Genomic DNA, 25,558 nt, shown 5'->3' with positions numbered 1-25,558 from the left:
TCAGGACCGCGGCCGTCCCGAAGCCACGGCACAGAACGCCACCGCGGGGCCTGCCCCACCCGGTTCAGGACCGCGGCCGTCCCGAAGCCACGGCACAGAACGCCACCGCGGGGCCTGCCCCACCCGGTTCAGGACCGCGGCCGTCCCGAAGCCACGGCATAGAACGCCACCGCGGGGCCTGCCCCACCCGGTTCAGGACCGCGGCCGTCCCGAAGCCACGGCATAGAACGCCACCGCGGCCGCCGCTCCCACGTTGAGGGAGTCCACGCCGTGGGACATCGGGATGCGGACCCATTCGTCGGCGGCGACCAGCGCCTGGGTGGACAGGCCGTCCCCCTCGGCGCCGAGCATCAGTGCCACCCGGTCCATCCGGTGCGGCGCGGCCTCGTCGAGGGACCGGGCCTTCTCGTCCGGGGTGAGCGCGAGGAGGGTGAAGCCGGCCTCGCGGACCGACTCCAGCCCCTTGGGCCAGGTCTCCAGGCGGGCATAGGGCACGGAGAACACGGCGCCCATGGAGACCTTGACGCTGCGCCGGTACAGCGGGTCGGCGCAGTCGGGCGAGAGCAGCACCGCGTCCATGCCGAGGGCGGCCGCCGAACGGAAGATCGCACCGATGTTGGTGTGTGAGGCCGAATCATCACCTCTAACACTTTTACCTGCATGTGTGGTTGAACAGGAGTACGAGCACCACACAAGGAGACGCATGGTTGACGTACGGCAGAAGCCGTCGCGCCCCAAGCGCCGCCGGGGACGCGGATATATACGTGTCTCCAAGCGACGCCGAGACATGATCAGCCCCGAGATCCAGCGGGAGGCAATCGACGGCCTCGCCTTCCGGGCCGAGATCGACCAGGTCGACAACCCCATCGAAGACCTCGGACTTTCGGGCCGCGACTTCGAGGAGCGCAGGATCAAGGACCTCGTCCTTGCCGTCGAGGACCACGTGATCGATGTCGTTCTTCTGTGGAAGTGGAGCCGATTCGGCCGCAACACACTGGAATCCCTGAAGAACATCCAGGCGATCTACGATGCCGGCGGCGACGTCATGGCCGCCACGGAGGACTTCGACGGACGCACCAGCGTCGGCCGGCTCCAGATCACCCAGATGCTCGGATGGGCGCAGTTCCAGTCCGACCAGATCGGTGAAAGCTGGCAGTCTGCTCACGCCTATCGCCGGAAGATGGGTCTCCCCCACAGTGGGTTCCAGACGTTCGGGTACAGGGTCTGCTTCACCTGCCCCCCGAATGAGCCGGGCGAGCGGCGCTACAAGTGCAATGAGTGCCGCAGCGGCATCATGCAGATTCACCCCGTCGAGGGGAAGGTGCTCGCGGAGATCTATCGCCGCTGGACGTGGGAGAACGAGCCCATCAATCAGATCGCTGCCGACCTGAGAGAGCGCGGCTTCCGCACCCTCGGCGGAAAGATCATCACGCCCACCCAGCTTTACAAGTGGATGGACTCGGGCTTTGGGCTGGGATGGGTGCGCTGGCGCTCGAAGGAGAAGATCCAGCAGGACAAGCTGAACATCCGAGAAGGCGCGAAGTACTACTACCGCAGCTCCCGGCCGGAGTACTACGACGTGTGGAAGGTGGGCGCGCACAAGTCCGTCATCGACGACCCGGACGAGCGGGAGCTGCTGTGGCTGACGTACCTGGCCAAGCGGTTCGATGCGCCGAAGACGCCGGCCCACCACCACGACCCCAAGTATTCGATCTCGGGTCTGGCGCGGTGCACGGGTGTGCGGATGCCGGCGCCGGATGTCGTCGCGCCCAGTACCTACTGCAAGCGCAACGCGGGGGCCTTCACCCGCGGGGAGGCGATGGAAAAGAAGAACCCTCCTCTGCCCAACGGCGACCGCAACCCGCGCAATGTGGTCTTCCGGTGCACCCACGGTGCGATCAGCAAGGACTGCCCTGGGTGCGGCTCGGTGAGCTTGGCTCGCGTCGAGCGGGAGATTCTCGCGTGGCTGGTGGAGCAGGCCAAGGGTTCCGAGGTCGTCGACTTCAAGATCGCTCAGTCGCAGCGGGTTGCTGTGCGCGTGAAGGATGACGGCGAGAAGGTCGAGGCGCGGCTGAAGGCTTTGGATGCAGACCTGACCCGGCTCGTGGGTGGGTACACCAAGGGGATCATCCCGGAGAAGCAGTACCTGGAGCAGAAGGAGGAGATCGACGCCGAGGTGGCTGAGCTGAACAAGTCGGTCGAGACCGACCCGAAGAAGCAGAAGAAGAAGGTGCAGCCGGTTCGGCCGTCGCGTGCGAGGTTCCTGGGGCTGGTGGACGAGTGGGAGCACATGACGTACTCCCGTAAGCGCCAGCTTTTGGGGACGGTCATCGCCCACATCTGGCTGTACCCGGAGATGGGCGGCCGGAACACGCCTCGCACGGTGATCGTGCCTCTGTGGGCCGAGGAAAAGGAGTTGGAGGCGGATCCGCCTCCGCACCCGGCTTTGAAGCTGGCCGCTTAGGCGGCTTCCTGGAGCGGTGGAGCCTCGTCGTCGACTGCGGCGGTTTGGCTCCACCGCTCTTGGCGTTCCACAGCAGCTCCTGCCATGACGGCCCAGAAGTTGTCCCAGCACTGGTCTTCGGTGGGGCTGCCGGGTTCGGCCATCGCTGCTCCTCGTGCGGCGTGCTCTGTGGTGTGAGCCGCCAGCTGGGCGTGCCGGCCATCGGTTGGAGTGGGCGCTCCAACTTGTTGCTCATGATTGCTGAACTTGTTACTCAACTTAAGCGACAAGTGTGGGCGTGGTCAACCCGTCGCTCCCTGTATGCTGAAGGTCACGCGCGACACCCGCTCAGGGAGACGCGCACGCATGGCCCGCCCGAGTCCTGATGGAAGCTCGGAGGGTCAGGCCGTACGGGAGCTGGCGGAACCGTACTTGTCGCCTCTGTGGGAGCCGGTAGCGGCCTCACAGGAAGTGGAAAGCGCCACTGCACGACTTTCGAGGTCCTTGCTCCCATCGGCCAGCACCTCAACCGAAGCGACCCATGACACGGGTGGCTCGGTTGAGAGCGCTGCGCACGCCCAGTCTTCTCATCCGGCCCCCGGTTCGAGACGAAGGGGCCACAGAGGCCGTGAACAAGCCGACCAAGACCGACAAGATGAAGACGCTCGCCCTGATGCTGATGGGCTGCGTACTACTGGCAGGCGTCGCGGGCCTGCTCGGTCACGCGTACCACCGCGATCCGGTCGAGTGGGCGGCGTGGACCTTCGCCACCCTCTCCGGACTCGGCACCCTGATCTGCTTCGGGTTCTGGGGGCTGGAGGGCTAGCCGCCGATCTCCACGGTGCCGTCACCCTCACAGATGACGCACGCGTCCATCTCGGGCCAGCGCCCCTTGCAGTGAGGGCAGGGGCGCTCGGTCGTACGACCGTTGTTGCTGGTGTCGTTCATGTCGGTCCAGTTACTCGTGTGCTTCATGCGGCCTTGTCCTCGATCACCTCGGCGTCAACGAATCCCGTCTCGATGGCGGCGCGCTCGACGCTGATGGGGTGGGGTAGGGAGCGGGCTTGTTCGCCTTCGTCGCGGCCGAAGAGGCGGCTGATGAGGCCGGTCTCGGCGGCGCCCTTCTGGGTGGCGCTGATCTTCACGGAGAAGCCGGTCTCCTCGGACTCCTCGACGGTCTTGGCGATCTTCATGTAGCGGTCGATCTCGCCGGAGAGCACCGGGTTGATGATTCCGCCCTCCAGTTCTTCGGCGTACCGAAGGCCGAAGAGGCGGCCTGCCTGCATTTCCAAGATGGCGGCGTTGACGTCGGCGCGTTGGTCCTTGGTACGGATCTCGACGGGGAGGCTGAATGCGCAGGTGGATGCGGGCTGTGCTGCGGGGCAGCTGCTGGAGAGGTAGCAGCGGTCGCAGTTGCGGACGCCGGGGTCGACGGTCTTGAGGACGGGCCGGCCGACGGTGCCGTCCTCGGCGGTTTCCTGGACGACCGCGAGGCCGGGGAACGGGATCTTTTCGCGTGGCTTCACGGGGGCCGGAGTTACTCCTGAGTGCCGCGTCTGCTGGGGCAGTCGATCAACTGCTTCGTGGGTCGGATCCGCGTTTTCGCCTGTAGGCGTGATTGCGGGGGCAGTTACTCCTGTGCCGTTGATGTGCGCGGTGAACTGCTGCCAGGACCACACGGACAGGCGCAGGACCTCGGTGGGGTCGTCGGCGATGATCGCCTCGGCGTCGAATCCGGCGTCGGCGATGGCGTGCTTGTGTCGGGCGCGGGCCATGTCTTTGTAGCGGCGGGGGTAGCGGTGCAGCTCTTTGCCGGCCCAGACGATGGTGTCGCCGAACTGGCTCGGGGAGATCCATGAGGTGGAGGCCGCGCCGTACCAATGGCCGTGTTCCAGGGCCGCCGTCTTGGTCATGCCGAGGCCGAACAGCTTGGTGTCGGTGGTCTTGGCGAGCTGGGGCAGAAGGTGTGCGACGTCGAGGCGGTCGGTACCGGCCTGGGTGATGCCGACGTTGGCCCACTCGGTGCAGAGCAGTTCCAGTCCCTCGCGGCCGGTCTCGGGGTTCCACACCACGATGGCCTTGTCCCATAGTGGTTCGAGCCGCTGGCGCTGCTCGCGGATCCATTCGTGGCCGAGTTGATGGGCGTCGAACTCGACGAAGTAGTGCAGCCGGCTGAGGTTGTCGGCGATGAAGACGTCGTAGTAGTGCCCGGCGATGTCGAGCAGCTCGGCGTCGGTGAGGTCGCTGTTGGGCTTGGCGTTGATGGAGTGGCAGCCGGAGTCGATGAGGATCTCCGGGTCGTCCACGAACTTCTCGGCCAAGTCGTAGGGCTTGGTGAACTTGGTGCGCCTGCGCAGGCCCCAGTAGCTGAGGGCCACGGTGGTGTAGCCCTCCTGGGCGAGCAGGCTGCGGTAGGCCGGGATCTCGCACCCGGCCAGGTACAGCTTCACGAGGGGTGTCTCCTACAGGGGGCCGGCGGTGCGCCGGGTGTCCTGGGCGTAGTGCTGGTCCTGGGTCTCGATCTCGGCGACGAGGTCGTCCCAGGCGCGGGGTTCGCCGCGGTAGTCGGGCTTCCACTGGGGGCGGCTGTAGCGGGGGTGGCTGAACAGCACGGTGGTGTAGCCGGCGGCGAGGAGGTCGCTGGCCTGGGCGGGATCGGCGACGACGACCAGGTCGACGTGAAGGTCGGGGCGGAGCTGCTGGAGGCCGCCGAGGAGGCCGTAGCGGTCACTGGCATAGGGCTTGATCACGCGGATGTGCTTGATGAATCCGTTGCGCTTGAGCCAGTTCTGTGCGAGCGCCTTGGAGGAGTTGAAGGTGTCGGGCTCGTCGACCAGGTGCACGACGTGGGTCTCGGCGAGTCCCTGGTAGAGCAGCAGGCCGGCGGGGATGACGGCGTCGCTGCCGGGGCGCTTGAGGACACCGTCGATGGCGATGACGACGTTCACCGGGACCGCCACAGGGCTGCGTTGCGCAGGGCGAACTGAGCGTTGGTGATGGGCTGTCCCCAGGCGTCGCTCTCGACCTGGTTGTGGGTGGCGACCTGGACGTCCTTGATGGAGCGGAGCTTCTCGACGGCCCCCGATTCCTTGGCGGCCTGCCAGCGGTAGTTGGCGAAGTCGCCGTAGCCGGAGCCGCCGGGAGCGAAGGCTGCGCGCCTGCCGAGGTGGATGTCGTCGAAGAGCTGGGCGGCCTGGGCGACGATCGTCTTGAGCTGGGAGCCGGTGGTGACCCAGTGGCCGCCGCCCTGTGGGGAGTGCTTCATCTCCTCGGCGAGGGCGTTGTAGGCGGTGACCAGGCGGTCGGCCTCGGCGGTGTCGCGGGCGGCTGCCTCGGTGAACTCCTGCGGGTACATGTCGCGGGGGTGGGCCGGCAGCTCGGGCGGACGGACGGTCCACGCGTCCTTGGTCAGGGAGTAGGCCGCGTAGGGGTTGATATTGCGTATGTCGCGGCTGTTGGGGTTGACGTAGTAGGTGACCTCGTAAGTTCGGTCCCCGATTTGTGTCGTGGCGGTGTCGGGCCAGAGTTCAGCCTTGAGTTCCTCGTCGAAGAGGTCTGCGATTTCCTGGCTCGTCATTCCCGCATAGTCGGGGTTGTACCAGCCGAAGGAAGAGAAGTCGACGCCTATGAGAACGTCGAGGTCACCATTTCCTCGGTCGGCGGCCCACTGGTAGCCGATGCCCGAGCCGGCGAGCCACACCTCACTCCACTGACCTGGGCCGTTATACCTGGTGGACCAGAACTTGTAGAGGGTGTCGAGGAGCCAGCTTCGGACCTGGGGGATGATGCGGTCACCGTTGAAAAGGTTCGGGTCAAGGTGGTCAGCCGGGCTTGAGAAATAGCCGGAGGCGCCGATGGCGGACTCCATGATGGGCTGAGCGTTTTCCCCGAGACGACGGTAGAAAGAGTTCGTCTCCATATCCCGCACTCTACCGGCGATACGAAGAATTCAAAGGGGCTGCATTCCGGGCCCAGAAAAAGGCGAAGGCCCCCCTTTTTTATGGAGATTGGTGGTCTCCGGGGGGCCTTCCCTTGAGAGGAGAGAGCATCCCTCCGAGGAAGAAAGCTCAACTCGTCTACGAGACTACACCAAGATCACAGCTTGAGGCTCTGGACGAGGGCGTTCGTACGCTGCTGCTCGGCCATGGCGGCGGTCATCGTCATCATCTGCTGGCCGGTGATCGAGGCGGTCTTGATCGCGATGGCGTCGTCGACCAGGACGTGGCCAGAGCGCTGGAAGTCGTCCAGGTTGGCCGGCCGCTTGATACGGATCTTGGTGTTGATGTTGGGCTCGGCGAGGACCTGGCCCTCGGGGGTGATGACGACGAGGAACGCGGTCTCGGCGAGCGTGCCCTGCGGCTCCTCGGGGATGCCCGCCTCTTCCCCCATCTTCTTGAGCTGCTCGCGCTGGGCGTCGGTCAGCTCCTCGACGGTGTCGGCGGCGGTCTTAGCGAGGGTCGACAGGTCAACAGTCACAGTGGTGCTCCTGGTGGTGGTGTGGGTGTGTGCGGGTCAGGCTGCGCGGCGGGAGATGCGGCCGTGCTTGCGCTTGAGGTCCTTCTGCCAGGCGGGCATCGCCTCGCCGAAGACGTTGGTGACGCGGCCCTCGACCATGCGGACGACGTAGCCGTCCTTGCGGAGGGTGAAGGGCTTGGTGACCGTGCTGAGGTAGTTGAGCTGCTCGCCGGCCTCCTGGTCGTCGAACCAGGCGGGGGTGACGAAGTCGCTGACGGCGATGGAGGTGCCGTGGACGACGACGTCGTAGCTGTCGCCCTGGACCGGGTCGCAGACCTCGTAGGCGATCTGGGCGCCGTGGTCGTTGGAGGCCCAGAGCTGGACGCGGGGGTCGCCGAGGGTTTCCAGGACCTCGTGGGAGAGGCAGGCGGATATGGAGACCGAGCCGGTGTGGACGGTGCCGCCGTTGTCGAGGATGACGCCGGCGAAGACCTTGCCGTAGATGACGCCGCTGTCTTCCGTGTGGTAGCCGAGGGCGCCGTCCACGTCGGGGGTGTCGTAGACGGTGATCACGGCGGTGCCCTTGGCCGGGGTGGGCGTGGCGGTGGTGAAGACGACCGCGGGTGCCTTGATTCCCCACAGTGGTGCGAAGTGGTCGCGGACCTGGTGATTGACGGCCTGGGTGGCGAGGTCGATGTCGTGGTTGGTGACGCGCTTGGAGGCGTTGACGACGAAGACCTTGGTGATGGTCTGAGCCATGGGCGGTTCCTCAGCAGTGGATCAGGGACGGGGTCCGTGCCCGTCGTACGGCTTGGCGAGGCCGGCGATGACGAGCGCGGAGTTCAGGGAGTCGCTGGCGGAGGCAGCGATGATGGTGCCGAGGTAACGGCCGTACTTCTCGCGGGCGTCGGAGTCCTTGGGGGTCTGCACCGTGGCGAGGGTGAATGCCGGCCCGTGGACGATGGCCCAGTTGACGACGAACTCGCGGGCGTCCTTGCCGGGCTGGGTGTTCTTCTCGGGTGCGTTGATGCCGTACAGGCGTATCCGCTGGTGGGTGGTGACCTCGAAGCCGAGGTCGATCTCCATGTCCACGGTGTCGCCGTCGACTATGTCGACGATGGTGGCGCGGTACTCGTGCATCAGCCTGCCTTGTCGTAGGCGGCCCGGCGCACGGCGTTGGCGACCGGGCAGAAGTGGCAGAGGTAGATGTCCTTCGAGGACCGGTACTTCGGCAGGCCGGCCGCCTTGCGCTCGGCCGCGGTATCCGGGGTTAGGCGCTTCTTGTCGGTGCACCAGTCGGAGCAGGTGATGGACCGGTTGTGCTGCTGCCAGCACGTCATCGCGTCTTCCTGGAAGGTGCTCTTCGCGTCGTAGAAGGCGGGGTCCAGGCCGGTGTGACCGGTGTTCTCGCGGATGCGCTTGATGATCTCCTCGCGTGTGGACGGGGAGTCCCAGTGGCGCTTCTCGACGCGGAGCATCGGGTGTGCGATGTGCGGGCTGCCGTCGGGGTTGCGGTGCCGCTTGACGAGGGTGTCCAGGAGGAAGTCCTGGCGGGGGTCGCCCTCGTAGTCGGGCAGCTCTTCCATGGATCCGCACGTCTTGCACAGCAGGAGCCGGATGTTCTCGGCCATGTGGTGGTGTTCCTTGCTCAGTACCAGTGGTGGGATTGCCAGAAGGCCCATGCGCCGCAGGGGCTGCCGTACCGTGCGTCCATGTAGGAAAGGCCCCATCGGACTTGTGTCACGCCGTTGGTTCGCCAGTCGGATCCTGCGGATGTGTATTTCTCTGCGGGAAGCGCCTGGGCAATTCCATAGGCCCCGGAACTCGGGTTCGTGGCGAACGGGTTCCAGTTGCTCTCATGGGCGAACACGGCGTCGGCGCAGAGGAATTGCGCGGTGCTCAGGACTGACTTCGCGTACGCCCTGGGTGAGACGTAGGAGGGTCGCGGCGTGGCGGTCGCCGAGCGGGACGCCCTTGGGGTGGCGGTGCGGGTGGTCTTGGGCCGCGGCGGCTTGCTGGCCTTTGGCTTCTTGACCTTCTTGGTCTTCTTGGGCTTCGGCGTCTTCTTGGCCGGCTGGCTGCGCGACGGCGTCGGGGAGGCCGTCTGTGCGGGAGCCTGGGCGGTTTCGACGGCCTCTTGTCGCGCATTGGAGGCGATCGGCATGAGGGCTATCACGAGCGCTGCCGATATACACGACAATGGCCTGCGAGTCACACGGGAGTCCTCACCTTGGGGGCATTCCCGTCCGACGTTCCTCGCAGGCCATTCAGACGCTTCGTGAATAGTAACACGAAGGCCCCGAGAAACAGTTCCTCGGGGCTTCGCGGTGGCATGGCTATTAGCCGTAGGCCACAGTGAACAGAAGTGCCCAGCCCTTGGGCCCGATTGCCGGGTCGTACGGCTTGCCGACGTCATTCAGGCCGTGCTTCGTGTTGAAGCCGGCGACGGACTTCTGGGTCTGGGGACCGTAGTTGTCGGACAGGGTGACGCCCTGGCCGAGCCAGCCGGTGGCCTTCAGCGCCTTCTGGAGCGGCTTGGCCGACGGGGTCGACCGGTTGGGGGCCAGACCCTTGGGGAATGCCGGCGGGGTGTACTTCGTGGTCGGGGCAGGTGTCTTGCCGCCGCCCGTACCGGTCGAGGTGCCAGCGCTCTTGTATGCCGGCCGGCCGAAGCCGAGGACGTCGGAGCGGTAGCGGGTCCGCTCGTAGACGCCGTCGCCGTTGGACTGCGAGCCGGCGAGGCCGGAGCTGGTGTTGCCGCCGATGGTGGCGATTGTGGCGCCGGGGGCGGAGTCGGCTCGGGCGATCTCGACGTGGTCGGCGACGCCGTCGTTGTCCCAGTCGAAGAAGACGATGTCGCCCTTCTTGACCGCCTCGCTCGCCTTGTGCCACTGCCCGCGGTTCTTGAACCAGTTGACGTGGCTGGGGCAATAGGCGAACTCGCCGACTATGTCGGCGTTGCCGGAGGCGTAACCGCAGTACGAGACGTACTCGTCGCACCAGGAGGCGTAGGCGAAGGAGGTGTCGTGGACGAGGGTGGCGTACCACTCGCCGAACTTGGTGTGGTTGTTCGCGCCTTCCTTGTAGCCCAGCCACTTCTCGGCTTCGGCCAGCAGGGCGTCAGGCGTGCTTGCCATCGGAGTGCTCTCCCGAGGGTGAGTGCTCCGAGTGGTGGTGCCGTGTCAGTGCTGCGTGTGGTGGTCCGTGATCGTGTGTGTGGTCAGTAGCCCCGGACGGATCCCTGGCGTCCCTGGACGGACGAGCAGCCGTGAAGGGCGTTCCAGGTGCGGTCCATCGAGTCGAGGTCGTTGGATGTGTCGCCACCCCAGTTGGGGTTGATCTGGCGGGAGCGGCCGTCGTCGAGGCCGGAGTCGAGGTCGCCGTTGAGGCTTCGCTGGTTGGGCAGGCCCATCAGATCAGCGCCTTTCCGCCGAGCTTGACGGCCTTACCGCCGAGCTTCGAGCTGCGGTCGTTGAAGAGGCTCGCGAAGCGGTCCTCGGCTGAGGTGCCGGACATGTTGCCGCTGTCGCCGACGGTGAACTTCACGTTGTCGCCTCGGCCGGCACGGCGCCGGTCGAACATGCTCATGGGCTCACGGGCCACGCTGGTCTCCCTTGCTCATGCCGAGCACGTCGTAGATGGTCGGCTGCTGTGTGCGGGTCTTCGGGGCCGGCCGGGGCGGGGTCCAGCAGGCGGGTGCCTGGCTGGCGAGGTAGGCGAGGACATCGCTGACCTGGCGCTCGGGTTCGCTGGCCCATGGGCTGGTGCGGTTGTAGACGCCGTCCTGGTTGAGCACGTCACTTCCAGGGGGATCGGAGGTTGCGCAGGGCGGCCAGGCGGTCGGCGTCGGTCTGCTGCATGGCCCCGGTTCCGACGAGGCGAGTGTCAGCCGGCTGGGTGCCGTGAGCTGTCCACTTCTTGCCGCGGGCCTGGTACTCCAGCGCAGTCATCGGATTGAAGTCGGCCGGCCACAGGTAGTCCGTCGGATCCATGCGCTCGCCCTTGTGGACGCCGACCGTGTAGTTCTTCTGCGCGGAGCGCATGGGCCGACTGTTGAGCGACTGGTCACCGAGGCGTTCGCTGCGGCTGTTGATGGTGCCGAGGTATCCGTCGGGGTACTCGGCGGTCGGCGTGCGCGGGGTGGCCATCATGCGCCGGGCGTCGAGGATGCTGCGGGCGCCGACCAGGTCGGTTCGTCCGCCTCCGCCGTAGGTGGGTGTTCCCGGTTGGGGGACGCCCATGGGCGCGACGTACTGTACGTTGCTCACTTCGCGTCCCCCGCTGGGCTAGTAGTTGAAAACCGGGTTGGTCTGGTGAGCGACGCCAGGGCCGGAGGGGGCGGGGGCGTTTTCGCCTCGGGATTCGCTGTGTCCGCCGGTGAAGTGGGAGGCGAGGCCGCTGCCGGCTGCCTGGCCGGCGCCGTTGGCGACGCCTTCCGCTGCGGCCGTACCACCTGCGGCTGCGGCACCGCCTTCGGCTGCGGCAGCTCCACCAGCAGCGGCACCGCCCTCGGCAGCAGCGGCACCAGCGGCGGCGGCCCCCGCACCCTCAACTGCTGCTCCGCCCACGGCGGCTTCGAGCAGCGGTGCTGCAAGGAGGAACGCCATGCGTCACCGCCCGTCCGTGGTGAACTTCGACGGCAGCGTCTTGACGTTGCGGCCGGTGGCGGTTGCGGAGGCGGCGTTGGTGTACTCGCGGTACACCTTGACGCCTCGGCCGCCGAGCGCGTCGCGGTTGAGGACGTTCGTGCGGTGGTTGGCGGTGGCCGCCTCGCCGGAGCCGCCCTTGGAGTTGCCGGACTTGCTGACGAGGGTGCCGGCTTCGGGCTTGCGGACGACGAAACTGGTCGCAGCGGAAGTCCCCATGGTCGGGAACTCTCCGCTGGAGAGGACATTCTCTGACACTGTGCTCCTCGCGATATGCCGTGTGACGCAGTCCGGGCAGAGTGCGAGTGAGCTACGTGTGGTGGAACTGCCTCACCAGTTTATGGGCGATTCCGTACCGGGTGTTATGCGGCCTCGTCGAATACGACGAAGGAGAGGCCGGACACTTCGCCCTCGGGGACGGTCGCGGTGAAGAACGCCGGGCGCATGGCGAGGCGGTGTCCTCGGGAGCCGGCGTAGCCCTGGGCGATCGGGACGCTCTTGACGGCCTGGTTGATGGCCCCGGCGCCGATCGCGCGCAGCGTCACGTTCTTACGGGCGTAGATTGCGTGAGCGACGGCGGCACCCAGATCGGTGGCGCTGGTCGAACTCTTGACGAAAAACACGGCGTCGTCCGCGCCGGAATCCTTCTTGTTGTCCATATGCGGTTCTCCTTGATTTGATCTCCTTTCGCAGGCTAAGGGCATATTTCCGCATTGTGTTAATACGCGAAGAGCCCCGCCGGAATGGCAGGGCTCTTGCTCAGACGAGGTGAGTTTCGCCTTTGAAGCGTTTGAGGTCTTTCAGGCTCTCCGTCTCGGCCTTGGTGCCGGTGCCGGTGAACCAGGAGTTGGCGGCTCGGGCGAGGCTGTACGCATCGGCCAGGTTGTCGTCGTCGTATGTGACGCCCCACTTCTTGTAGACCGCCAGCAGCATCTCGGCCTTGGCTGCGGTGCCCCTGCCGGTGGTGTACTTCTTGAGCTTCGTCGGGGCCACGATGAGCGGGTAGCAGGCGGGCTTGTTCAGCTTGTCGAGGAGGGCGAGCTTCACCGCTCCCCCGAGTTCGCCGGCCAGTTCGCGTCCGAACTTCGAGCCGGGGGCGTAACCCTCCATGGCGACGACGTCGATGCGGCCGAACATGGTCGTGATGTCGTCGATGTTGAGGCCGATCTGGAGCTGGACGGCGTCAAGGCGGTCGGACTGGGTGGTGTACCTGTCGGCTGCGAAGGCGTGGAGGTAGCTGTAGCGCCGCTGCGAGTCGCCGTCGTAGGCCACCATCGCGAGCCCGGAGTAGGACTGGTCGATGCCGAGGCAGACGGTCACGGCTCCACCCCGAAGATGTCGTTCAGGAACAGGCCCACCATGTCGGGCAGGTCCTCCAACTCGTCCTCGTTGAAGAACCCGAAGTCGAAGTCGAGCCGGCCGAGGGTGTTCTCGGAGACGTCCTGGTTGAGCGGGCCGACACCGGGACGGGATATCCAGATGCTGTAGTGGTCCAGGCCGGCCACGGCTTCCAGCTCGTTCTTGTGCCGGACGTCGGTGTAGACGACGCGCGGGTGGCCCTCGGCCTTCTTGAGCGCGGCCTGTATCCAGGCATCGTCACCGATGTGCTCGCGGACCGAGCCGCCGAGGCGCTGCATCAGCCGGCGGACCTCGGGGTACTCCCGCTTGGCGACGTCCCAGCCGACGTCCTTGAGGACCCAGGCGAGGTTGACCGCCCCGTACGGGGTGGGGACCAGCGGGTTCATGGTCTCCAGTACGTCGCGGACGGCGTCAGCGAACCGGATGGGGGTGTAGCCGTACCGCTCGACGAGGACGTTAGCGACGGAGTCCTTGCCGGCGTACGCGTATCCACCGAGGGCCAGAACTTCGGGCAGCAGGCTCATGCGGCGAGGTCTCCGGGGGTGGTCGGGGCGGGGATGCGCTTGGAGGGGAACTCCGTGTGCGTCCAGCACTTGGGGCACACGGCGACGACCACGTAGGCGTCGGGCTCAGCGGGCCGGTGGAAGAACGGCCGGGCGGTCTGGCTGTAGGTGACGGTGACCGGGACCCACCTGTGCTGGGAGAGATCGGTGCAGGCGCTGGGCAGGCGCAGGACGTTGCCGTAGTGCGCGACGCTCATGGCCTGGAGGTCGGTGGGGTCGCACAGCCGGTACTTCTCGTCGTAGAAGCGGGACAGCCCGATCCGGGTGGTGGTGCCGCGGCGGTCCTGTGCGGCGCCGAACCCGTAGGTGTCGATCTTCGCCTGGACCTCGTAGGTGTTCTGCATGACGGTGCAGAAGGCGAAGTTCGCCTTGACGTCGTCGATGCGGAGCTTGCGGCCGGCACGACGGGGATCGGTGTCGGCCCAGATCTGGCCGGTCTCAACTCGCTGAGTCATGGGTGGTTCCTCGAAGTCGCTGGACCTCGTCCAGCAGGGCACGGATGTCGGTGGGTGCGTGAGCGAAGGCGTGGGCGGTGAGCCAGTAGAAGCCGTGGACCTGGGCGATCCGGCGGCCGTCCTTGTCGACGACCCAGGCCATGGATCCCTCGTCGAGCCAGAACTCGTAGGGTCCGGGCACTGCCTTGGTCCACCGCTCTTCGATCGCCCCGAGATCGGGGCCGTCGGTCACTTGCAGGCGGGGTCGAGGATCGTCGACACGCTGCCGTAGTCGCTGTCCTGGTGGTACAGGGTGGTGACGCGGACCCCCGTGCCAGTCAGGCACTTCGTGGCGCCGTTGCCGAAGCCGTCGGGCATCGTGAAGACGGTGGCGGGGCCGTTGTCGGTGTTGGCGCGGGGAGCGTCGCGGAACGGCTCGGAGTACTTCTCGCTCATGCCGCAGGCACTCAGGCAGGCGCCGAGCAGGGCGGCGGCGGCGATCAGAGCGGTCTTGCGTCGGGTCATGCTGCTTGCTCCAGGTGGTAGGGGTTGTTCGCGTGGGCTTCCTCGATCGCTGCCAGTGGCTTCTCGCGCCAACGCAGGGCGTAGCGGCGGCAGTTCGCGCAGGTTTTGTGGGTGCAGCCAGGAAGCGGGGGCCGGTGGCGAGCGTGAAAGCTCCAGGACATGGAGTCCGAGGAGGTGAGTAGGTGACCTACTCGCCTGAGCCCCGTGATCTTGAAGCCGAAGCCGTGGACGCGGAAACCTCGGTCGGTGGCGTCGGTGATGATGTCGACGGCTTCGTCCATGTGCTGGCGCCGGCAGACGGATCCGATACCGACGATGGGTTCGGCGGCCAGGTCGACACCGGCCTTCTCGTACATGTCGGCGCAGCGCTGGTAGTCGGTGCGCTCCCAGCCCTGTAGGACTGGGGCGAACGGCAGGTCAGGAGCTGCTGCCTTGAGTTCGAGGTAGTTGTTGACGGTGCGGTGCTGGTGCTCGGTGACGGTCAGGCCGGTCTTCTGGGTGATCCACGGTTCGCACATCCAGTCCTGGGGGCTTGCCCAGGCGAGGTTGGATATCTCGTCGCGGTAGCGGCGTACCGCCTCGACGTAGGTGGCCGGGCTGATGGTCCACCGGCCGTGCATGGAGATCTCGGTGAATCCGCCGCTGTCCAGTGCCCAGGTGTTGATGGCTCTGGGAAAGGTCTTGCGGCCGATCAGTCGGCGGTGCGAGACGAACAGGGGGACGTCGGCGTTGCCGAGCCAGGAGGGGATGTGCGTTCCGAGGAAGAACGTCACCTAGCGGCGCGGCGCCGCAGCGCCACGACGAGGGAGCCGAGGAGGACTCCGTAGATCTTGCCGATGATCTGTCCGCCGAGGAAGTCGAGCGAGCCGAAGGCGATGGAGAGGAAGAGCAGGGAGTCCAGCAGGATGCCGACGACTCCTCCGGCGAAGACCGCGCGGACCCAGTGGGGTGTGAGCCGGCTGAAGACGGCCATGTCGGCGGCTTCGGAGACGGCGAACGCCACGGCGCTGGCCAAGGCCACGGCCGGGTCGGCTGCCACGAAGGACAGGATGACGCCGAAGACCAGGGCGATGATGGCGGCCTTGCGCCCGAGTGCCCACTGGACCAGGTCCCGGAGTACGAGGGCGGGTCCGGCGAGGAACACCGCGGCCGGCGCCTTGACACCGAAGCCCACGGAGACGATTCCGTAGCGGTGAAGGGTGATGTTGGCGGCGGGGATGGTGGCCATGTAGGCGGCAGCCGCGAGGTAGCCGACGACTTGGTTGCGAGGTGTGGTGGTCACAGGCGCTCGCTCTCGGGACGAGGCGGCAGGGCCCACCAGACGAGCAGGGACATCGGCCAGATCAGAGCGGCGATGACGACGAACATTGCGGCGATGACGAAGTCGTGGGTGTCGCTGCGGTCGTAGTCGAGGTTCATGGCCTGGGCGATGGGCTTGCGGACGGCCACGGCCATGATGAAGGCGAAGACCAGGTACAGCACCGGTACGTAGGTGGTCATGCGACCAGCCCCTTGGGGAGGTCGTCGTTCTCCAGCAGGACCTTGTAGCACTGGTTGGCCTCGACGCTGTAGACGACGATGCCTTCCGCCTTGGCCCCGGCTTCTGCGACGGAGCCGAGGGTGCGCAGCAGGCGCAGGGAGTCGCGGATGGCCTCGTTGAGGAGGTGTCCGCGAACGCGGGCCAGTTCCGGAACGACGGTCAGTTCAGCCGGTGATCCGTCGGGCAGTCCCTGTCCGCGAGTTCCCCAGCGGGTGGTGTTGAACAGGGCCCAGCGGCGGCCGGTCATGCCGTATCCGTGCTGGATGCCGCGGCCGTACCACTCTCCGTGGTGGACGCCCTCGCCAAGGTGGGCCAGGGCGCTGGCGTTCTCAGCGACCCAGGCGGCGAAGCCGAAGTTGTCCAGTGGGACTGTGCCGTCCAGCTTCTGCCCGTTGGGGGCGATCCACCGCTTGCGGCTGCCGGCGCGCAGGACGTACAGCCCGTCGTTCTTGGCGACGACGTTGAAGCCGTGCGAATTGAGGTAGCCGGCGGGGTCTTCGTCCTCGGCGAGGCGCTTGACGGCGACCTGGCTGTTGGTGCCGTTGATCTTCTCCGTCAGGACGAACTCGCGGTTGAAGCGCGGGATCTTCGGCCACGGACGGAAGTCGGTGACGTTGGTCAAGTGGGTGCTCCGGGTGGGTCAGAGGTAGTCGTAGGCGGTGGCGTAGTCGTCGTCCCACTCGGGGGCCGCGCAGACTTCGCAGACGGTCTGGCCGTCGACCTGGCCCGCGTATTCGTCGGCTGCGATCAGCCGGCCGCAGGCGCATCGGGTCGCGTGCGGGGCGGGGCTGAGGGTCACTTGCTCAGCCGGTCCAGGAGGCTGGAGTACATCTCGGAGACCTGGGCGAGGCGGGCCTGGGTCTCGCGCAGTTCGTTCTTGTGCCGGCCAGCTTCCTGGACCAGGACACGGTTGCGGTTGCGCGCGTCGTCGCGGTCCTTCTCGGCCTGCACGAGGTTCTTGTTCGTGGCGGCGAGGTCGTCCTTCAGGACCTTCTCGGCCGTCTTGTCGAGCGCCTTGCCCAGGGCGTCGTAGAGGGTGTCGCACTCGGGGCGGGTGAGGCGGAGGACCGGCTCGGTGTTGACGTACGGCGGGGTGGTGAACTCGATCTGACCGCGGACGCCGTTGAAGCGGCCCTGGTTGATCGCGGCGCCGCTGCCGGGCTCGACCCTGGCGAAGTGCACGTTGTAGCGGCTGCTGGTGAGGTCCTTGATGACGCGGGCCTTGGTGGGGAGCATGTCGAGGATCGGGTCGAAGAGGCCGGGCAAGGGAGTGCCTTTCGTAGGGCGTCGTCAGGGGGCGACGCGGCCGTGGGTGTTGAAGGCGGCGTGGGTGGCGGGCATGAGTTGGGCCCAGAAACGTTCCATCTGCTCCGCTGCCATCTCGATCTCCCGCTGCGGGAAGGACGGGAAGGTGGCCCGCTCGTCGGCGGTACGCAGGCCGAGGAAGTGCATCAGCGAGCGTGCGTTGCAGGTGGCGTACATGGAGGAGAAGAGGCCGACAGGGAGGGTCGAGCGGGCGACCTCGCGGGCGATGCCGGCGTCGAGGAGGGCCTGGTACGCCTCGTACGCTTCCTGGTACGCGTACTCCATGACCCGGCTGACGATCTCGTGCTGGGCGGCTGTGCCCTTGACGAACGTGTAGCGTCCGGGCTTGCCCTCCTGGACCAGCTTCCGGTCGAGGCTCGGGATGTAGAAGACGGGCTTGAGTTCGGTGTAGCGCCCGCTCTCCTCGTTATAGCTCCAGCCAGATCTGTGCCTCATCCACTCCCGGATGACGAAGATGGGGGCTTCGATCCGGAACGTCATGGAGTTGTGCTCGAACGGGCTGCCGTGCTTGTCCCGCATCAGGTAGTTGATGAGGCCGAGGTCCTTCTTGGCGAGGTCCCCGGTTTCACCGACGAGAGTCTTGGTGCCGGTGGAGACGCGGGCGGCGAAGAGGACGTCGGTGTCGGCGGCGTTGTGCTTGACCAGCTCGACGGTGATGTCGCTGCGGAAGGTTGGGGTGGTCACAGGTCTCTCAGGTGGCGAGGCAGCGGAACTGGTTGGTGAAGCCGGCGAGCTTGATCTGCGTGTACCTGCGCGTGCCCTTGCCGAAGTTGTAGGAGATGCAGTTCGCGTAGCCGCCGAAGTTGGGAGTGACGGACTGGACGTAGACGACGCGCTCGCCCTTGCTGGTCTTGTCGAGCCAGAGCTGGCCGGAGTCAACGTGCTGCATGCTTCGGGCCTTTCTTGGGGTTCTCGACGATCTCGGCCGCGATGCTGAAGCCGAAGGCGGCGGCGGTGATGAGGGCGAGCAGGAGCGGTGTCCAGCCGATGGCGCCGATGGTGACGAGCGCGAGGAGGGCTCCGGCGCCGGCCGCGCACCCGTTGGCGGTGACCGTCAGTGCTGCGGCTATCAGCCGGCGAGGGTTCAGGCGGACCATCGTGTTGCTCTGCTTTCTCGGTCGCTCCGGCCGATGCGCCGGGTCAGTTCGCGGGAGACGACGGCGGCCTTTCGGTCGGCGCCGCTGTAAATGGCTTCGGTGAGCTTTCGGACCGCGTAGGTCTGCCGGTACAGGGAGTCGGCTTCGAGGACGTCCTCGTCGGAGGCGGCTGCGGCCTTCTGCGCGGTCACCGACTTCTCGTGCTTGGCCTTGACCGCGGCCATGGCCTTGCAGCGTTCGAGGTGGGCTTCAGCGGCCTTCTCGTCGACCGCTGCTGCCGCTAGCTGTGTTCCGGCGTACTCGGCCCACCGCGTCAGCTCGACGAACAGCTCCATCAGCTTGTCGTCGGTCAGTTCCGTCAGGTTTGCCGGCAGATCCGGCATGTCGTCCTCGGGCCGGCTGCGCAGCTTCAGGCCCTTGCGTCCGAGCTTCTGCGTTGTCCTCGTCGAGAGGCTGTCGTCGTCCTCGTCGAGGGGCGTCCTCGCCATCGCTGGTCTCCTGGTAGGGCTTGCACTGCTTGCAGACATCGCCGTTGACGCAGTCGGGGGCGTCCTTCTGGGCCGCGATCCGCTCCTTGATGTCGAGTGCCGTTTCGAGGAGCGGGTCGACGATGGCGGGGTTGAAGCGGACGACGAACTGCCGTACGTCCTGGTTGAATTTCGACTCGTAGACGTAGGTCATCCGGTCGACGTCGAGCCCGAGGTTCCTGGCCATCCAGAGGTAGATCTGTCCCTGGCGGATGTGGCTGGGGAAGGGCACCTTGATGGATGACCACATGGCCGGCAGGTCGACCATCTTGCTGCCGTCGGGGAGTGTGACCAGGTATTTCGCGAGGCGCTCGGGCTCCTCGAACCGCACCGTCCCCTCCCCCACGGTCTTGATCTCCAGCAGGCTGTGGGCCGGGGTGAGCATGCCGTCGCTGTGGCCGGCGATCAGGTGGGTGGCCTCGGCGGACAGCGGCACCTCGGCGTACTCAAGGGCGGTGCTCTGGCAGGACCGGCACTGCTTGGGGCTCTTGGCCCACCACTTCTCGTCGCAGTTGAGGCACGTGAACATGCCCTCCAGCCAGTCGATGTCCCAGGCCCGGTTCTGCCACTTGCGGTGCGACTCGTGTCCGGTGTCGAAGATGTTCAGCGACTGGAAGCCGAAGGACTGCTTGTGGTGGACGCCGGTCGTGATCCGCAGGAACGTGGCTTTGGGGCACCAGTCGTCCTTGACCATCTCCGAGGGGTGGATGATGTCCTGCCGACGGGAGTTGTCGGCCTTGTTCTTCTCGACGATGTGAGTGCGGACGGTGCCGAGGAAGTTCTCTTCGCCGGCGCCCCGCTTCTCGGCGAGGAAATCGGAGAGGTTGGTGGGTATCGGGGCCCGGCGCTTTACGGCTCGGGGAGCCTTTCGCTTGGGGGCTGCCATGGCCACGTCTCCGGTTTCTTCTGGTTGCGGTACTTCTTGCGGAGCTTGGCTCGGTCGTTGGGGAGCATTCCGCCCCAGACGCCGTAGCGTTCGCAGTTCTTCATCGCCCAGTCCAGGCAGCGCTGGCGCATCGGGCAGATGGTTCCGTCGGTGTCCCCGTTGCAGATCGCGGCAGCTTCCCGGAGGTCGTCGAACCAGGGGTCGTTGTCGCGCGAAGGGGTCTGGTACTTACGGCACTTCGCCTCGCGTTCGGGGTCGTCGCCGCCGGTCCAGTCGGGGGCCGAGCATCGGGAGAACAGTGCCACTAGGTCTCCAGGATGGTGTCGAAGGTTTCCTGGGAGAGCACCATCCAATTCCTCCCTCCCATTTCGATGACGAAGACCATTTCTCTCCCGGAGAGCAGTGCGTGTTGTTCGGCGAGTTTGAGGTCGTCGAGCTTGAGCGTGTACTGGCGCTTCTCGGTGGTCTTGGCTTCGAAGGAGAACGTGTCGTTGCGGACGTCGTTCTTGTGAATCCAGCCGTTTCCCGATCCGGGGCTGACCTTGCCGTCGTATTTCGAGGCCAGTCCCTTTTCCTGCCGCTGGGACCTTTTAAGGCCGCGGTTCGTCACCCGTGAGCCTCTTTCGGATCAGCTCCAGGAGCTGGTCGATCTCGTCGGATTTCCGGCGCAGGTATCGGCTGGCCCGCCAGGAGACGAAGGTGATGTAGCCGGCTTCCGCGAGGGCCAAGGCCGCAAGGGCTCCCGTCACGCTGCGACCTCCAGCGCCTCGGGGTTCGTGACGGCGCGCAGGACGGCTTCGGCGACTTCGTCCTGGAGATCGAGTTCGCCTCGCAGGGAGTCGATGATCGCGTCCTTCAGGTCCCAGGTGCGCTCACCGAAGTCGAAGTACCGGCCGCGGCGCTTGATGACGTCGAAGTAGACGCCCCAGGTCATGAGGTCGCGTACGACGTCCCAGGAGCCGGCGGTGATGCCGCGGGAGGGCGAGTCATCCCAGTAGAAGTGCGTCTCAGCAGTCTTCTGCGGGCCGGCGGACTTGTGCTTGACCGTCTTGAACTTCATGGCCTGGCCGACACGGCTCTTGCCCTTGCCGGGGATCGGTTCGTCGAGGAACTCGGCACGGGAGACCTCCAGGCGGGTCCAGTAGGCGAAGTTCTTTCCGAGGCCGCCGGGCGTGGTCTTGGGGGTGCCCTGCGGGGAGAAGCCACCGACCTTCTCGCGCCACTGGTTGATGACGATGCCCATGACCGCGCGCTCCTCGGTGAGGTGGCTGCGCTTCGTCGCCTTGCCGGCCTTGCGGTAGAACTTGTTGGTGATCCGCGCGCCGGGCGACACAGACAGCTCGTCCATGGCCTTGGCGTCCTCCTCCGAGGCGACGAGCGCCGGGTAGGAGTCGAGGACGATGGCGTCGACCGCGCGGGAGGCGGCGAACTCCAACATGACCTCGTACGCCTCTTCCATGGCCCGGATCTCCGCGACCACGACCTGGTCGGTGTCGACGCCGAGCTGCTGCGCCCACTCCTTGTCGTAGTCCTCGGCCGCGATCCACAGGGTGGAGAACTCAGGGTTCTTGGCCTGCTGATGGGCGATGGTCTTGTGGACGACGGTGGTCTTGCCGCTGGACTCGAAGCCGATGATCTCGGTCCACTTGTTCGCGGGGAACCCGCCTCCGAGAATGATGTCGAGCGGCAGGCAACCAGTGGCGAACGGCGAGACCTGCCTCATCTGAGAGGCCATGATCATGGTCTCGGGCCCGTACTTCTTGTTGAGCTGGGCCATGAGTGCGAGTGCCTCGGGCGACGGCGCCACACGAACCCCCCTTCTTGTTCCACAAGTTGAGTCAACTTGTTGTTCAAGTAGGAGATTAGGTGTCGACGCAGGTCAGAGACAGAGAGTCGAGTTGCTCATGAGGATCACGGGTCGGTCACAGATCCGGGCATAGAAAAACCCCCGGCCGCCAGGGGTGGCGACTGAGGGTGCACTCCCGGCCGCAAATAGGGGACTAGCGGCCGGGATGACGATGGGGTTCGATTCAGACAGTTCGAATGACCTCACCAGCGAGCTGGTAGGTAACCACGCCGGTGCCCAGGTGGATCATGCACTTGACTAGACCCTCATCAATCAGGCGCGCGAGCGTCTCGCTGGTCAGGACCTCGTCAAGCACCTCAGCGACGGACGCCGGCACTCGCAGCCCCAGCCCGCCCTCAATGTCCACCACGATTGCTCCATGCAAACCGAACGCCGCAGGCTGCACCCCTGGCACCAGAAGGACCGGCCGGCATAGATCCCGGCGGTCAGCGTCCGTGGACTGAGCATGCGGGGCGACTCGCGAGGTTGTCAACTAAACTTTCCAATAGTCGGGCACAGCCCCTGCACAGGTAGGTTGCAATGATCAACACGCTGATCATGGGTTACGACGGCGGGCACGACCGGCCGCCCACCAGCAGGGAGACCTCCCCTTGAGTGACGACAGATCTCTGGCCTTCAAGCTGAGCTGGCTCATGCTCACGACCCTGGGACCGGACGGGCAGCCGTGGACCACCAGGACCCTGGCCGAGGCGACGAAGCTGATCGGCAGGGGCATGTCACACGCCACCGTCGGCAAGCTCGCTGACGGTACGAACGACAACCCCCGGATGCAGACGCTCGCGGACCTGGCCGCAGCACTCAACACTTCGCCCGGCTTCTTCTTTCCCCTGTACGATGTGACCGATTTGCCTGCGGTTCGCACGTTTGGGAATGTCCGGATCCGCACAATCCTTACCCTTATGGAACACCTGAGCGAGGCCGACCTGGCCGAGGTCGAGGCACTGGCGAGGAAGCTCGCCAATGAAGCCGGCGACCCACCCCAGGAGGATCCTCCTCCACCCGAAGCAGCGCGCAATCGTCCTGGACGTCGCCGCATGTCCGAAGCCGCGCGGCGCGCTGCGAAGACCCTGGAGCCTTAGTTGTGAAGTCCGCGTTCTACACGGCATCACTCGTCCTCGGACTTCTCGCCACTGCTGAACTCTTCAGACGTGTACGCAACAGATCGGGTCACCGCACCACCGTGGCCGGGGCCGCAATCGCCGGCGTCGGCATGGCCTTCGCCTGCATCGCCATGGCGTTCGCCGACCCGCTGATCGTCCGCCCCTTCAGCCGGGCGACAGAGGTCGGACTGGCCACCTACATATCCGGTACCGCCGTCATCTGTCTTCTGGCGTGCATCCTGATCCTGCTGTCGTGGTGGATCTTCCGGGGAACGAGCTTCACCGTCGCCCTGGTGACCACCAGCACAGTCAGCGCCGCTGCGGCCTGCTCGATGGCCGTCCTGTTCGTCCAGTCCCCCCTGACAAGCAAGTACACGGGCACCAGCCTGCGTCTCCTTGTCTCAGACGTGGCCTCGGGCAGTCCGATGTGCAACAAGCCCATCGCCTACGCCTGCATCTACTTCAGCTACGTCACCCTGGCCTCTATCGCCGTCGCCCTCGGCTTCGGCTTCCTCGCCCTGGGGGCCCGTGAACTCGGCCTGCGGGTGCGCACCGGCTTCTGGACAGCCGCCAGCGCCGGAGTCTTCGGCATCCTGTACGCAGTCATGAGCCTGGTCGCCATTGTTTCCGGCGCCCAGCACCATCTCATCCTGCCGCTCCACGGCACGGAAACGGCCACCGCGTTCTCGGTCTGCGGTGCCCTGGCGTTCGGCTGCGGCATCCTGATCCCCAACATCCCCGTCAGGCGACCACGCACTTTCTGACTGCGAGCGCATACGGCGAGGGGCCACACCGATGAGGTGCGGCCCCTTTAGTGCGTTCAGGGTCAGGCAGCGGAGACCAGGTCGACGACCTCACACGCACCGGCCGTGCACGCCAGTTCCTGGCTGCCGACGGTGCTGTCCTCGGTCTCCCAGAACGGTAGGTCCTCCCAATGGATGTCGGCCGGCATGCGGGCCAGCAGCTCCTCGTACGCCTCGCGCGAGCACTCCTCGTACGGTGCCTGCTGATAGCTGTGGTCCGAGTGCGGCAGGAAGCTCACGCCGGAGATCTCGTCCAGGTGGGTCCACACCCAATCCCCGACTTCGTCCCACTCCTCGTTGCGTACCGAGATGGTGACCGAGGGCTTGTGGTCGCACCAGTGCCGCTGGACATCGAGCCAGACCTTCAGGTGGTCGACCGCGGTGATCTGGTCACGGGTGATGGCACCGGGCGGTGCCGCAATCGGGAAGGAGAAGACGTTGTTGCTCGGCGACATCACGTCGTCCTCGCACGGAACGCCGTAGCTCTGCATGAGCTGGCTGAGCGGGTCCTTCTTGTCGGCCCGGACCCGGCGAATGTAGTACTCGCTGTGCCAGGTGTGCAGGCCCGAGGAGACCCCGACGAGCTGGCTGACCGTGCCGGACGGCTTGACGCACGTGATGGCGTGCGAGTGCTCGATGCCCAGCTCGTCGGCATAGACGGCGTTGACCGAGGTCGTCAGTTCCCGCAGGGCGTCCAGCAGGGCGTTGCGCTTCTCAGCCGGCTGGGTGACCAGCAGGTCGGAGCCGAAGAACCCGGTCAGGCTCACGCCGAGCAGGCGCTCTTCCTCGGCGTTCTGGCTCCACTCCTCGCGCAGGAAGGGGTAGTCCGTGAGCGTGCTCTGCCAGGTCCCCAGGATCGTCGCCAAGGCGACCTTGCGGGCGAGCGTGTCCTCGGTGTCGTCCTCGCGGACCACGACCTCGGACAAGTTGCAGAAGCTGAACGGACGGAGAATGATCTCCGAGCACGGGTTTGTCCCGTACACGAGATCTGCATCGCGTCGTCCGTATTTGGCGGCCTGTCGCTGGGCGGCGCCGCGGTGGAAGATTCCGCGCTCGCCGGAGCCGCTGGCCACGAGGGTGGCCCACTCGGCGTCGAAGTCCTCGCGGCTCATGTCGTCGCTGTAGACGGCGCTGTTGTTGGCCAGGGCCCGGTAGGGGTGGTCCTCCCACCACGCCCCGGACTTCGCCTGCGCCATCTCCTGGTCGCTCAGGTCGGACAGGGAGATCATGGCGCTGCGGCGGACGCCGCCCACCACGATCACGGAGGCGATCTTGCAGGCCAGGTCGTGTGCCTCGATCGGGCGCAGTCGGCGGCCGGCCGCACCGTGCAGCAGCTTGATCGTGAAGTCGAAGAGGTCCTGGAGAGGTTCGGGGCCGGAGGCGCGGCCACCGAAGGTGCGCAGGCGGGCGCCGGCCGGTCGCACCTCGGACATGTCGATGCTGGGGATGATGCCGTCCAGCCACACCAGGCGCAGAAGCTCGTCGAACGCCTCCGCCCACCCCAGCTTGCTGTCGCCGACGGTGATCACCATCTCCGGCACCAGGCGCAGGAGGTCGGGGACGACCGGGAGCTGCTCGACGTACTGCTTCTCGACGCTGTAGCCGACGCCGGTCCCGTTCATCAGGATGAAAAGCAGTTCGCTGAAGGCCCGAATGTCCAGCAATGGCAAGTAGGAGCAGTTGAAGCCAGCGATGTTGGACAGTTCCAGCGCCTCGCCGGCCGTCATGACTGCGCGCATGCTCGGCATGATCTGGTGGGTGAGGACGGCGTCCCGCATCTCGTAGAGCAGGTCCTTGTCCGGCACGTGGTCGTATTCGTCGGCCAGATGCTGGGTTATGAACGTGAAGTAGCGGTCTACGGTTTCCGTCCAGGTCTCCCGACGCTGTTCGGTCTCCAGGTAGCGGGCGTATCGAGACAGGGCGATGTAGTTCCGGTACGGGTCCTGGAGGGTTCCGTCCGGGTTGAGGATGGTGCTCAATTACTCTC

41 protein-coding genes and 2 pseudogenes are annotated in these 25,558 nt (G+C 66.1%); 4 read left to right on the top strand and 39 right to left on the bottom strand.

The annotated features are described in order from the left end of the window. Window positions 1–192: 192 nt before the first annotated feature. Window positions 193–624 (bottom strand): annotated as a pseudogene (locus ACFZCP_RS14985) (TrmH family RNA methyltransferase); the annotation flags it as partial. On the opposite strand from ACFZCP_RS14985, the gene ACFZCP_RS14980 reads away from it, so the two are divergent. Together ACFZCP_RS14980 and ACFZCP_RS14975 are read left to right on the top strand one after the other, a co-directional pair. After that, window positions 512–2,464, top strand: coding sequence for a recombinase family protein (locus ACFZCP_RS14980; protein ID WP_391427419.1), 1,953 nt, complete (start codon window positions 512–514; stop codon window positions 2,462–2,464). The pseudogene ACFZCP_RS14985 and the gene ACFZCP_RS14980 sit on opposite strands and share 113 nt — an antisense overlap. 607 nt (window positions 2,465–3,071) lie before the next feature. Beyond that, complete coding sequence (locus ACFZCP_RS14975; protein WP_391427417.1) at window positions 3,072–3,269, top strand: hypothetical protein; 198 nt, start codon at window positions 3,072–3,074, stop codon at window positions 3,267–3,269. Here the strand turns inward: ACFZCP_RS14975 and ACFZCP_RS14970 are convergent. From ACFZCP_RS14970 to ACFZCP_RS14790, 37 genes and pseudogenes are all read right to left on the bottom strand, one after another. Continuing rightward, window positions 3,266–3,418 (bottom strand): hypothetical protein, encoded by a 153-nt coding sequence (locus ACFZCP_RS14970; protein ID WP_391427415.1) that lies wholly within the window; start codon window positions 3,416–3,418, stop codon window positions 3,266–3,268. The genes ACFZCP_RS14975 and ACFZCP_RS14970 overlap by 4 nt on opposite strands. Further along, window positions 3,415–4,893, bottom strand: coding sequence for a hypothetical protein (locus tag ACFZCP_RS14965; protein WP_391427413.1), 1,479 nt, complete (start codon window positions 4,891–4,893; stop codon window positions 3,415–3,417). Before ACFZCP_RS14965 ends, ACFZCP_RS14970 begins: the two co-directional genes overlap by 4 nt. 12 nt (window positions 4,894–4,905) lie before the next feature. Then, window positions 4,906–5,391 (bottom strand): hypothetical protein, encoded by a 486-nt coding sequence (locus tag ACFZCP_RS14960; RefSeq protein WP_391427411.1) that lies wholly within the window; start codon window positions 5,389–5,391, stop codon window positions 4,906–4,908. Continuing rightward, window positions 5,388–6,362: a hypothetical protein gene (locus ACFZCP_RS14955; protein ID WP_391427409.1), complete on the bottom strand. Its 975-nt coding sequence runs from the start codon at window positions 6,360–6,362 to the stop codon at window positions 5,388–5,390. The genes ACFZCP_RS14960 and ACFZCP_RS14955 overlap by 4 nt, the downstream gene beginning before the upstream one ends. Window positions 6,363–6,538: 176 nt before the next feature. Further along, window positions 6,539–6,919, bottom strand: coding sequence for a hypothetical protein (locus ACFZCP_RS14950; protein ID WP_391427407.1), 381 nt, complete (start codon window positions 6,917–6,919; stop codon window positions 6,539–6,541). Between the two features lie 36 nt (window positions 6,920–6,955). Next, complete coding sequence (locus ACFZCP_RS14945) at window positions 6,956–7,657, bottom strand: hypothetical protein (protein WP_391427405.1); 702 nt, start codon at window positions 7,655–7,657, stop codon at window positions 6,956–6,958. Between the two features lie 21 nt (window positions 7,658–7,678). Next, window positions 7,679–8,038, bottom strand: a complete 360-nt coding sequence (locus ACFZCP_RS14940; RefSeq protein WP_391427403.1) for a thermonuclease family protein — start codon at window positions 8,036–8,038, stop codon at window positions 7,679–7,681. Then, the gene (locus ACFZCP_RS14935; RefSeq protein ID WP_391427401.1) at window positions 8,038–8,529 is read right to left on the bottom strand and encodes a hypothetical protein; all 492 of its coding nucleotides are present in this window, start codon (window positions 8,527–8,529) and stop codon (window positions 8,038–8,040) included. The genes ACFZCP_RS14940 and ACFZCP_RS14935 overlap by 1 nt, the downstream gene beginning before the upstream one ends. Window positions 8,530–8,546: 17 nt before the next feature. Next, window positions 8,547–8,762, bottom strand: a pseudogene (locus ACFZCP_RS14930) (transglycosylase SLT domain-containing protein); the annotation flags it as partial. A 475-nt stretch (window positions 8,763–9,237) separates the two neighbouring features. Continuing rightward, window positions 9,238–10,035 carry a CHAP domain-containing protein gene (locus tag ACFZCP_RS14925; protein WP_391427398.1) on the bottom strand — a complete coding sequence of 266 codons (798 nt, stop codon included), beginning with the start codon at window positions 10,033–10,035 and terminating at the stop codon, window positions 9,238–9,240. 83 nt (window positions 10,036–10,118) lie between these two features. Next, window positions 10,119–10,310 carry a hypothetical protein gene (locus tag ACFZCP_RS14920; RefSeq protein ID WP_391427396.1) on the bottom strand — a complete coding sequence of 64 codons (192 nt, stop codon included), beginning with the start codon at window positions 10,308–10,310 and terminating at the stop codon, window positions 10,119–10,121. After that, the gene (locus tag ACFZCP_RS14915; protein ID WP_383539471.1) at window positions 10,310–10,501 is read right to left on the bottom strand and encodes a hypothetical protein; all 192 of its coding nucleotides are present in this window, start codon (window positions 10,499–10,501) and stop codon (window positions 10,310–10,312) included. Before ACFZCP_RS14915 ends, ACFZCP_RS14920 begins: the two co-directional genes overlap by 1 nt. After that, window positions 10,491–10,694, bottom strand: coding sequence for a hypothetical protein (locus ACFZCP_RS14910; protein WP_391427394.1), 204 nt, complete (start codon window positions 10,692–10,694; stop codon window positions 10,491–10,493). Before ACFZCP_RS14910 ends, ACFZCP_RS14915 begins: the two co-directional genes overlap by 11 nt. A gap of 1 nt (window position 10,695) precedes the next feature. Continuing rightward, on the bottom strand, window positions 10,696–11,166 hold the full coding sequence (locus ACFZCP_RS14905) for a hypothetical protein (protein WP_383539475.1): 471 nt from the start codon (window positions 11,164–11,166) through the stop codon (window positions 10,696–10,698). 342 nt (window positions 11,167–11,508) lie between these two features. Then, window positions 11,509–11,763 carry a hypothetical protein gene (locus ACFZCP_RS14900; RefSeq protein ID WP_391427391.1) on the bottom strand — a complete coding sequence of 85 codons (255 nt, stop codon included), beginning with the start codon at window positions 11,761–11,763 and terminating at the stop codon, window positions 11,509–11,511. A gap of 143 nt (window positions 11,764–11,906) precedes the next feature. Next, window positions 11,907–12,203, bottom strand: a complete 297-nt coding sequence (locus ACFZCP_RS14895; protein WP_383539481.1) for a stage V sporulation protein S — start codon at window positions 12,201–12,203, stop codon at window positions 11,907–11,909. 100 nt (window positions 12,204–12,303) lie between these two features. After that, entirely contained in the window at window positions 12,304–12,864 is a 561-nt protein-coding gene (locus tag ACFZCP_RS14890) for a hypothetical protein (protein ID WP_391427389.1), read from the bottom strand. After that, entirely contained in the window at window positions 12,861–13,427 is a 567-nt protein-coding gene (locus ACFZCP_RS14885) for a hypothetical protein (RefSeq protein ID WP_391427387.1), read from the bottom strand. Before ACFZCP_RS14885 ends, ACFZCP_RS14890 begins: the two co-directional genes overlap by 4 nt. Then, on the bottom strand, window positions 13,424–13,921 hold the full coding sequence (locus ACFZCP_RS14880) for a hypothetical protein (protein ID WP_391427385.1): 498 nt from the start codon (window positions 13,919–13,921) through the stop codon (window positions 13,424–13,426). The genes ACFZCP_RS14885 and ACFZCP_RS14880 overlap by 4 nt, the downstream gene beginning before the upstream one ends. Further along, window positions 13,905–14,102, bottom strand: a complete 198-nt coding sequence (locus ACFZCP_RS14875) for a hypothetical protein (RefSeq protein WP_391427382.1) — start codon at window positions 14,100–14,102, stop codon at window positions 13,905–13,907. Before ACFZCP_RS14875 ends, ACFZCP_RS14880 begins: the two co-directional genes overlap by 17 nt. 47 nt (window positions 14,103–14,149) lie before the next feature. Continuing rightward, entirely contained in the window at window positions 14,150–14,425 is a 276-nt protein-coding gene (locus ACFZCP_RS14870; protein ID WP_391427380.1) for a hypothetical protein, read from the bottom strand. After that, on the bottom strand, window positions 14,422–15,198 hold the full coding sequence (locus ACFZCP_RS14865) for a hypothetical protein (protein ID WP_391427378.1): 777 nt from the start codon (window positions 15,196–15,198) through the stop codon (window positions 14,422–14,424). The genes ACFZCP_RS14870 and ACFZCP_RS14865 overlap by 4 nt, the downstream gene beginning before the upstream one ends. Beyond that, entirely contained in the window at window positions 15,195–15,707 is a 513-nt protein-coding gene (locus ACFZCP_RS14860) for a VUT family protein (RefSeq protein ID WP_391427376.1), read from the bottom strand. The genes ACFZCP_RS14865 and ACFZCP_RS14860 overlap by 4 nt, the downstream gene beginning before the upstream one ends. After that, complete coding sequence (locus tag ACFZCP_RS14855) at window positions 15,704–15,925, bottom strand: hypothetical protein (protein ID WP_391427374.1); 222 nt, start codon at window positions 15,923–15,925, stop codon at window positions 15,704–15,706. The genes ACFZCP_RS14860 and ACFZCP_RS14855 overlap by 4 nt, the downstream gene beginning before the upstream one ends. Then, window positions 15,922–16,587, bottom strand: coding sequence for a hypothetical protein (locus tag ACFZCP_RS14850; RefSeq protein WP_391427372.1), 666 nt, complete (start codon window positions 16,585–16,587; stop codon window positions 15,922–15,924). The genes ACFZCP_RS14855 and ACFZCP_RS14850 overlap by 4 nt, the downstream gene beginning before the upstream one ends. Before the next feature lie 18 nt (window positions 16,588–16,605). Next, window positions 16,606–16,764, bottom strand: coding sequence for a hypothetical protein (locus tag ACFZCP_RS14845; protein WP_391427370.1), 159 nt, complete (start codon window positions 16,762–16,764; stop codon window positions 16,606–16,608). Then, window positions 16,761–17,231, bottom strand: a complete 471-nt coding sequence (locus tag ACFZCP_RS14840) for a hypothetical protein (protein WP_391427368.1) — start codon at window positions 17,229–17,231, stop codon at window positions 16,761–16,763. The genes ACFZCP_RS14845 and ACFZCP_RS14840 overlap by 4 nt, the downstream gene beginning before the upstream one ends. 24 nt (window positions 17,232–17,255) lie before the next feature. After that, on the bottom strand, window positions 17,256–17,975 hold the full coding sequence (gene thyX, locus ACFZCP_RS14835) for an FAD-dependent thymidylate synthase (RefSeq protein ID WP_391427364.1): 720 nt from the start codon (window positions 17,973–17,975) through the stop codon (window positions 17,256–17,258). A 7-nt stretch (window positions 17,976–17,982) separates the two neighbouring features. Then, window positions 17,983–18,180 carry a hypothetical protein gene (locus tag ACFZCP_RS14830; RefSeq protein WP_391427362.1) on the bottom strand — a complete coding sequence of 66 codons (198 nt, stop codon included), beginning with the start codon at window positions 18,178–18,180 and terminating at the stop codon, window positions 17,983–17,985. Further along, on the bottom strand, window positions 18,167–18,388 hold the full coding sequence (locus ACFZCP_RS14825; protein WP_391427360.1) for a hypothetical protein: 222 nt from the start codon (window positions 18,386–18,388) through the stop codon (window positions 18,167–18,169). Before ACFZCP_RS14825 ends, ACFZCP_RS14830 begins: the two co-directional genes overlap by 14 nt. Then, on the bottom strand, window positions 18,376–18,612 hold the full coding sequence (locus ACFZCP_RS14820; RefSeq protein WP_383539515.1) for a hypothetical protein: 237 nt from the start codon (window positions 18,610–18,612) through the stop codon (window positions 18,376–18,378). The genes ACFZCP_RS14825 and ACFZCP_RS14820 overlap by 13 nt, the downstream gene beginning before the upstream one ends. Window positions 18,613–18,637: 25 nt before the next feature. Beyond that, complete coding sequence (locus ACFZCP_RS14815) at window positions 18,638–19,801, bottom strand: hypothetical protein (RefSeq protein ID WP_391427358.1); 1,164 nt, start codon at window positions 19,799–19,801, stop codon at window positions 18,638–18,640. After that, on the bottom strand, window positions 19,765–20,106 hold the full coding sequence (locus ACFZCP_RS14810) for a WhiB family transcriptional regulator (protein WP_391427356.1): 342 nt from the start codon (window positions 20,104–20,106) through the stop codon (window positions 19,765–19,767). Before ACFZCP_RS14810 ends, ACFZCP_RS14815 begins: the two co-directional genes overlap by 37 nt. Next, window positions 20,106–20,411 carry a hypothetical protein gene (locus tag ACFZCP_RS14805; protein WP_391427354.1) on the bottom strand — a complete coding sequence of 102 codons (306 nt, stop codon included), beginning with the start codon at window positions 20,409–20,411 and terminating at the stop codon, window positions 20,106–20,108. Before ACFZCP_RS14805 ends, ACFZCP_RS14810 begins: the two co-directional genes overlap by 1 nt. Continuing rightward, window positions 20,392–20,550, bottom strand: a complete 159-nt coding sequence (locus ACFZCP_RS14800) for a hypothetical protein (RefSeq protein ID WP_383539526.1) — start codon at window positions 20,548–20,550, stop codon at window positions 20,392–20,394. The genes ACFZCP_RS14805 and ACFZCP_RS14800 overlap by 20 nt, the downstream gene beginning before the upstream one ends. Beyond that, window positions 20,547–21,608 carry a hypothetical protein gene (locus ACFZCP_RS14795; protein WP_391427351.1) on the bottom strand — a complete coding sequence of 354 codons (1,062 nt, stop codon included), beginning with the start codon at window positions 21,606–21,608 and terminating at the stop codon, window positions 20,547–20,549. Before ACFZCP_RS14795 ends, ACFZCP_RS14800 begins: the two co-directional genes overlap by 4 nt. A gap of 223 nt (window positions 21,609–21,831) precedes the next feature. Then, window positions 21,832–22,017, bottom strand: a complete 186-nt coding sequence (locus tag ACFZCP_RS14790) for a hypothetical protein (protein WP_391427349.1) — start codon at window positions 22,015–22,017, stop codon at window positions 21,832–21,834. A 241-nt stretch (window positions 22,018–22,258) separates the two neighbouring features. On the opposite strand from ACFZCP_RS14790, the gene ACFZCP_RS14785 reads away from it, so the two are divergent. Both ACFZCP_RS14785 and ACFZCP_RS14780 read left to right on the top strand, forming a co-directional pair. Further along, window positions 22,259–22,747, top strand: coding sequence for a helix-turn-helix domain-containing protein (locus ACFZCP_RS14785; RefSeq protein ID WP_391427347.1), 489 nt, complete (start codon window positions 22,259–22,261; stop codon window positions 22,745–22,747). Between the two features lie 101 nt (window positions 22,748–22,848). Then, window positions 22,849–23,532 (top strand): hypothetical protein, encoded by a 684-nt coding sequence (locus ACFZCP_RS14780; RefSeq protein ID WP_391427345.1) that lies wholly within the window; start codon window positions 22,849–22,851, stop codon window positions 23,530–23,532. A gap of 62 nt (window positions 23,533–23,594) precedes the next feature. Here ACFZCP_RS14780 and ACFZCP_RS14775 read toward each other — a convergent pair whose 3' ends face one another. After that, entirely contained in the window at window positions 23,595–25,550 is a 1,956-nt protein-coding gene (locus tag ACFZCP_RS14775) for a hypothetical protein (RefSeq protein WP_391427343.1), read from the bottom strand. Window positions 25,551–25,558 lie beyond the last annotated feature (8 nt).

The organism is Streptomyces sp. NPDC007971, from assembly GCF_042958635.1.
Taxonomy (GTDB): domain Bacteria; phylum Actinomycetota; class Actinomycetes; order Streptomycetales; family Streptomycetaceae; genus Streptomyces.
This window is presented reverse-complemented; position numbering and strand designations above follow the sequence as displayed.

Coding starts and splice junctions, on each gene's coding strand:
- ACFZCP_RS14980 (WP_391427419.1), top strand. CDS start 512: ATGGAGACCTTGACGCTGCGCCGGTACAGCGGGTCGGCGCAGTCGGGC.
- ACFZCP_RS14880 (WP_391427385.1), bottom strand. CDS start 13,921: ATGACTCAGCGAGTTGAGACCGGCCAGATCTGGGCCGACACCGATCCC.
- ACFZCP_RS14940 (WP_391427403.1), bottom strand. CDS start 8,038: ATGCACGAGTACCGCGCCACCATCGTCGACATAGTCGACGGCGACACC.
- ACFZCP_RS14820 (WP_383539515.1), bottom strand. CDS start 18,612: ATGGCCGCGGTCAAGGCCAAGCACGAGAAGTCGGTGACCGCGCAGAAG.
- ACFZCP_RS14885 (WP_391427387.1), bottom strand. CDS start 13,427: ATGAGCCTGCTGCCCGAAGTTCTGGCCCTCGGTGGATACGCGTACGCC.
- ACFZCP_RS14920 (WP_391427396.1), bottom strand. CDS start 10,310: ATGGGCCTGCCCAACCAGCGAAGCCTCAACGGCGACCTCGACTCCGGC.
- ACFZCP_RS14830 (WP_391427362.1), bottom strand. CDS start 18,180: ATGCAGCACGTTGACTCCGGCCAGCTCTGGCTCGACAAGACCAGCAAG.
- ACFZCP_RS14855 (WP_391427374.1), bottom strand. CDS start 15,925: ATGACCACCTACGTACCGGTGCTGTACCTGGTCTTCGCCTTCATCATG.
- ACFZCP_RS14815 (WP_391427358.1), bottom strand. CDS start 19,801: ATGGCAGCCCCCAAGCGAAAGGCTCCCCGAGCCGTAAAGCGCCGGGCC.
- ACFZCP_RS14935 (WP_391427401.1), bottom strand. CDS start 8,529: ATGGCCGAGAACATCCGGCTCCTGCTGTGCAAGACGTGCGGATCCATG.
- ACFZCP_RS14955 (WP_391427409.1), bottom strand. CDS start 6,362: ATGGAGACGAACTCTTTCTACCGTCGTCTCGGGGAAAACGCTCAGCCC.
- ACFZCP_RS14895 (WP_383539481.1), bottom strand. CDS start 12,203: ATGGACAACAAGAAGGATTCCGGCGCGGACGACGCCGTGTTTTTCGTC.
- ACFZCP_RS14870 (WP_391427380.1), bottom strand. CDS start 14,425: ATGACCCGACGCAAGACCGCTCTGATCGCCGCCGCCGCCCTGCTCGGC.
- ACFZCP_RS14925 (WP_391427398.1), bottom strand. CDS start 10,035: ATGGCAAGCACGCCTGACGCCCTGCTGGCCGAAGCCGAGAAGTGGCTG.
- ACFZCP_RS14945 (WP_391427405.1), bottom strand. CDS start 7,657: ATGGCTCAGACCATCACCAAGGTCTTCGTCGTCAACGCCTCCAAGCGC.
- ACFZCP_RS14900 (WP_391427391.1), bottom strand. CDS start 11,763: ATGGGGACTTCCGCTGCGACCAGTTTCGTCGTCCGCAAGCCCGAAGCC.
- ACFZCP_RS14825 (WP_391427360.1), bottom strand. CDS start 18,388: ATGGTCCGCCTGAACCCTCGCCGGCTGATAGCCGCAGCACTGACGGTC.
- ACFZCP_RS14970 (WP_391427415.1), bottom strand. CDS start 3,418: ATGAAGCACACGAGTAACTGGACCGACATGAACGACACCAGCAACAAC.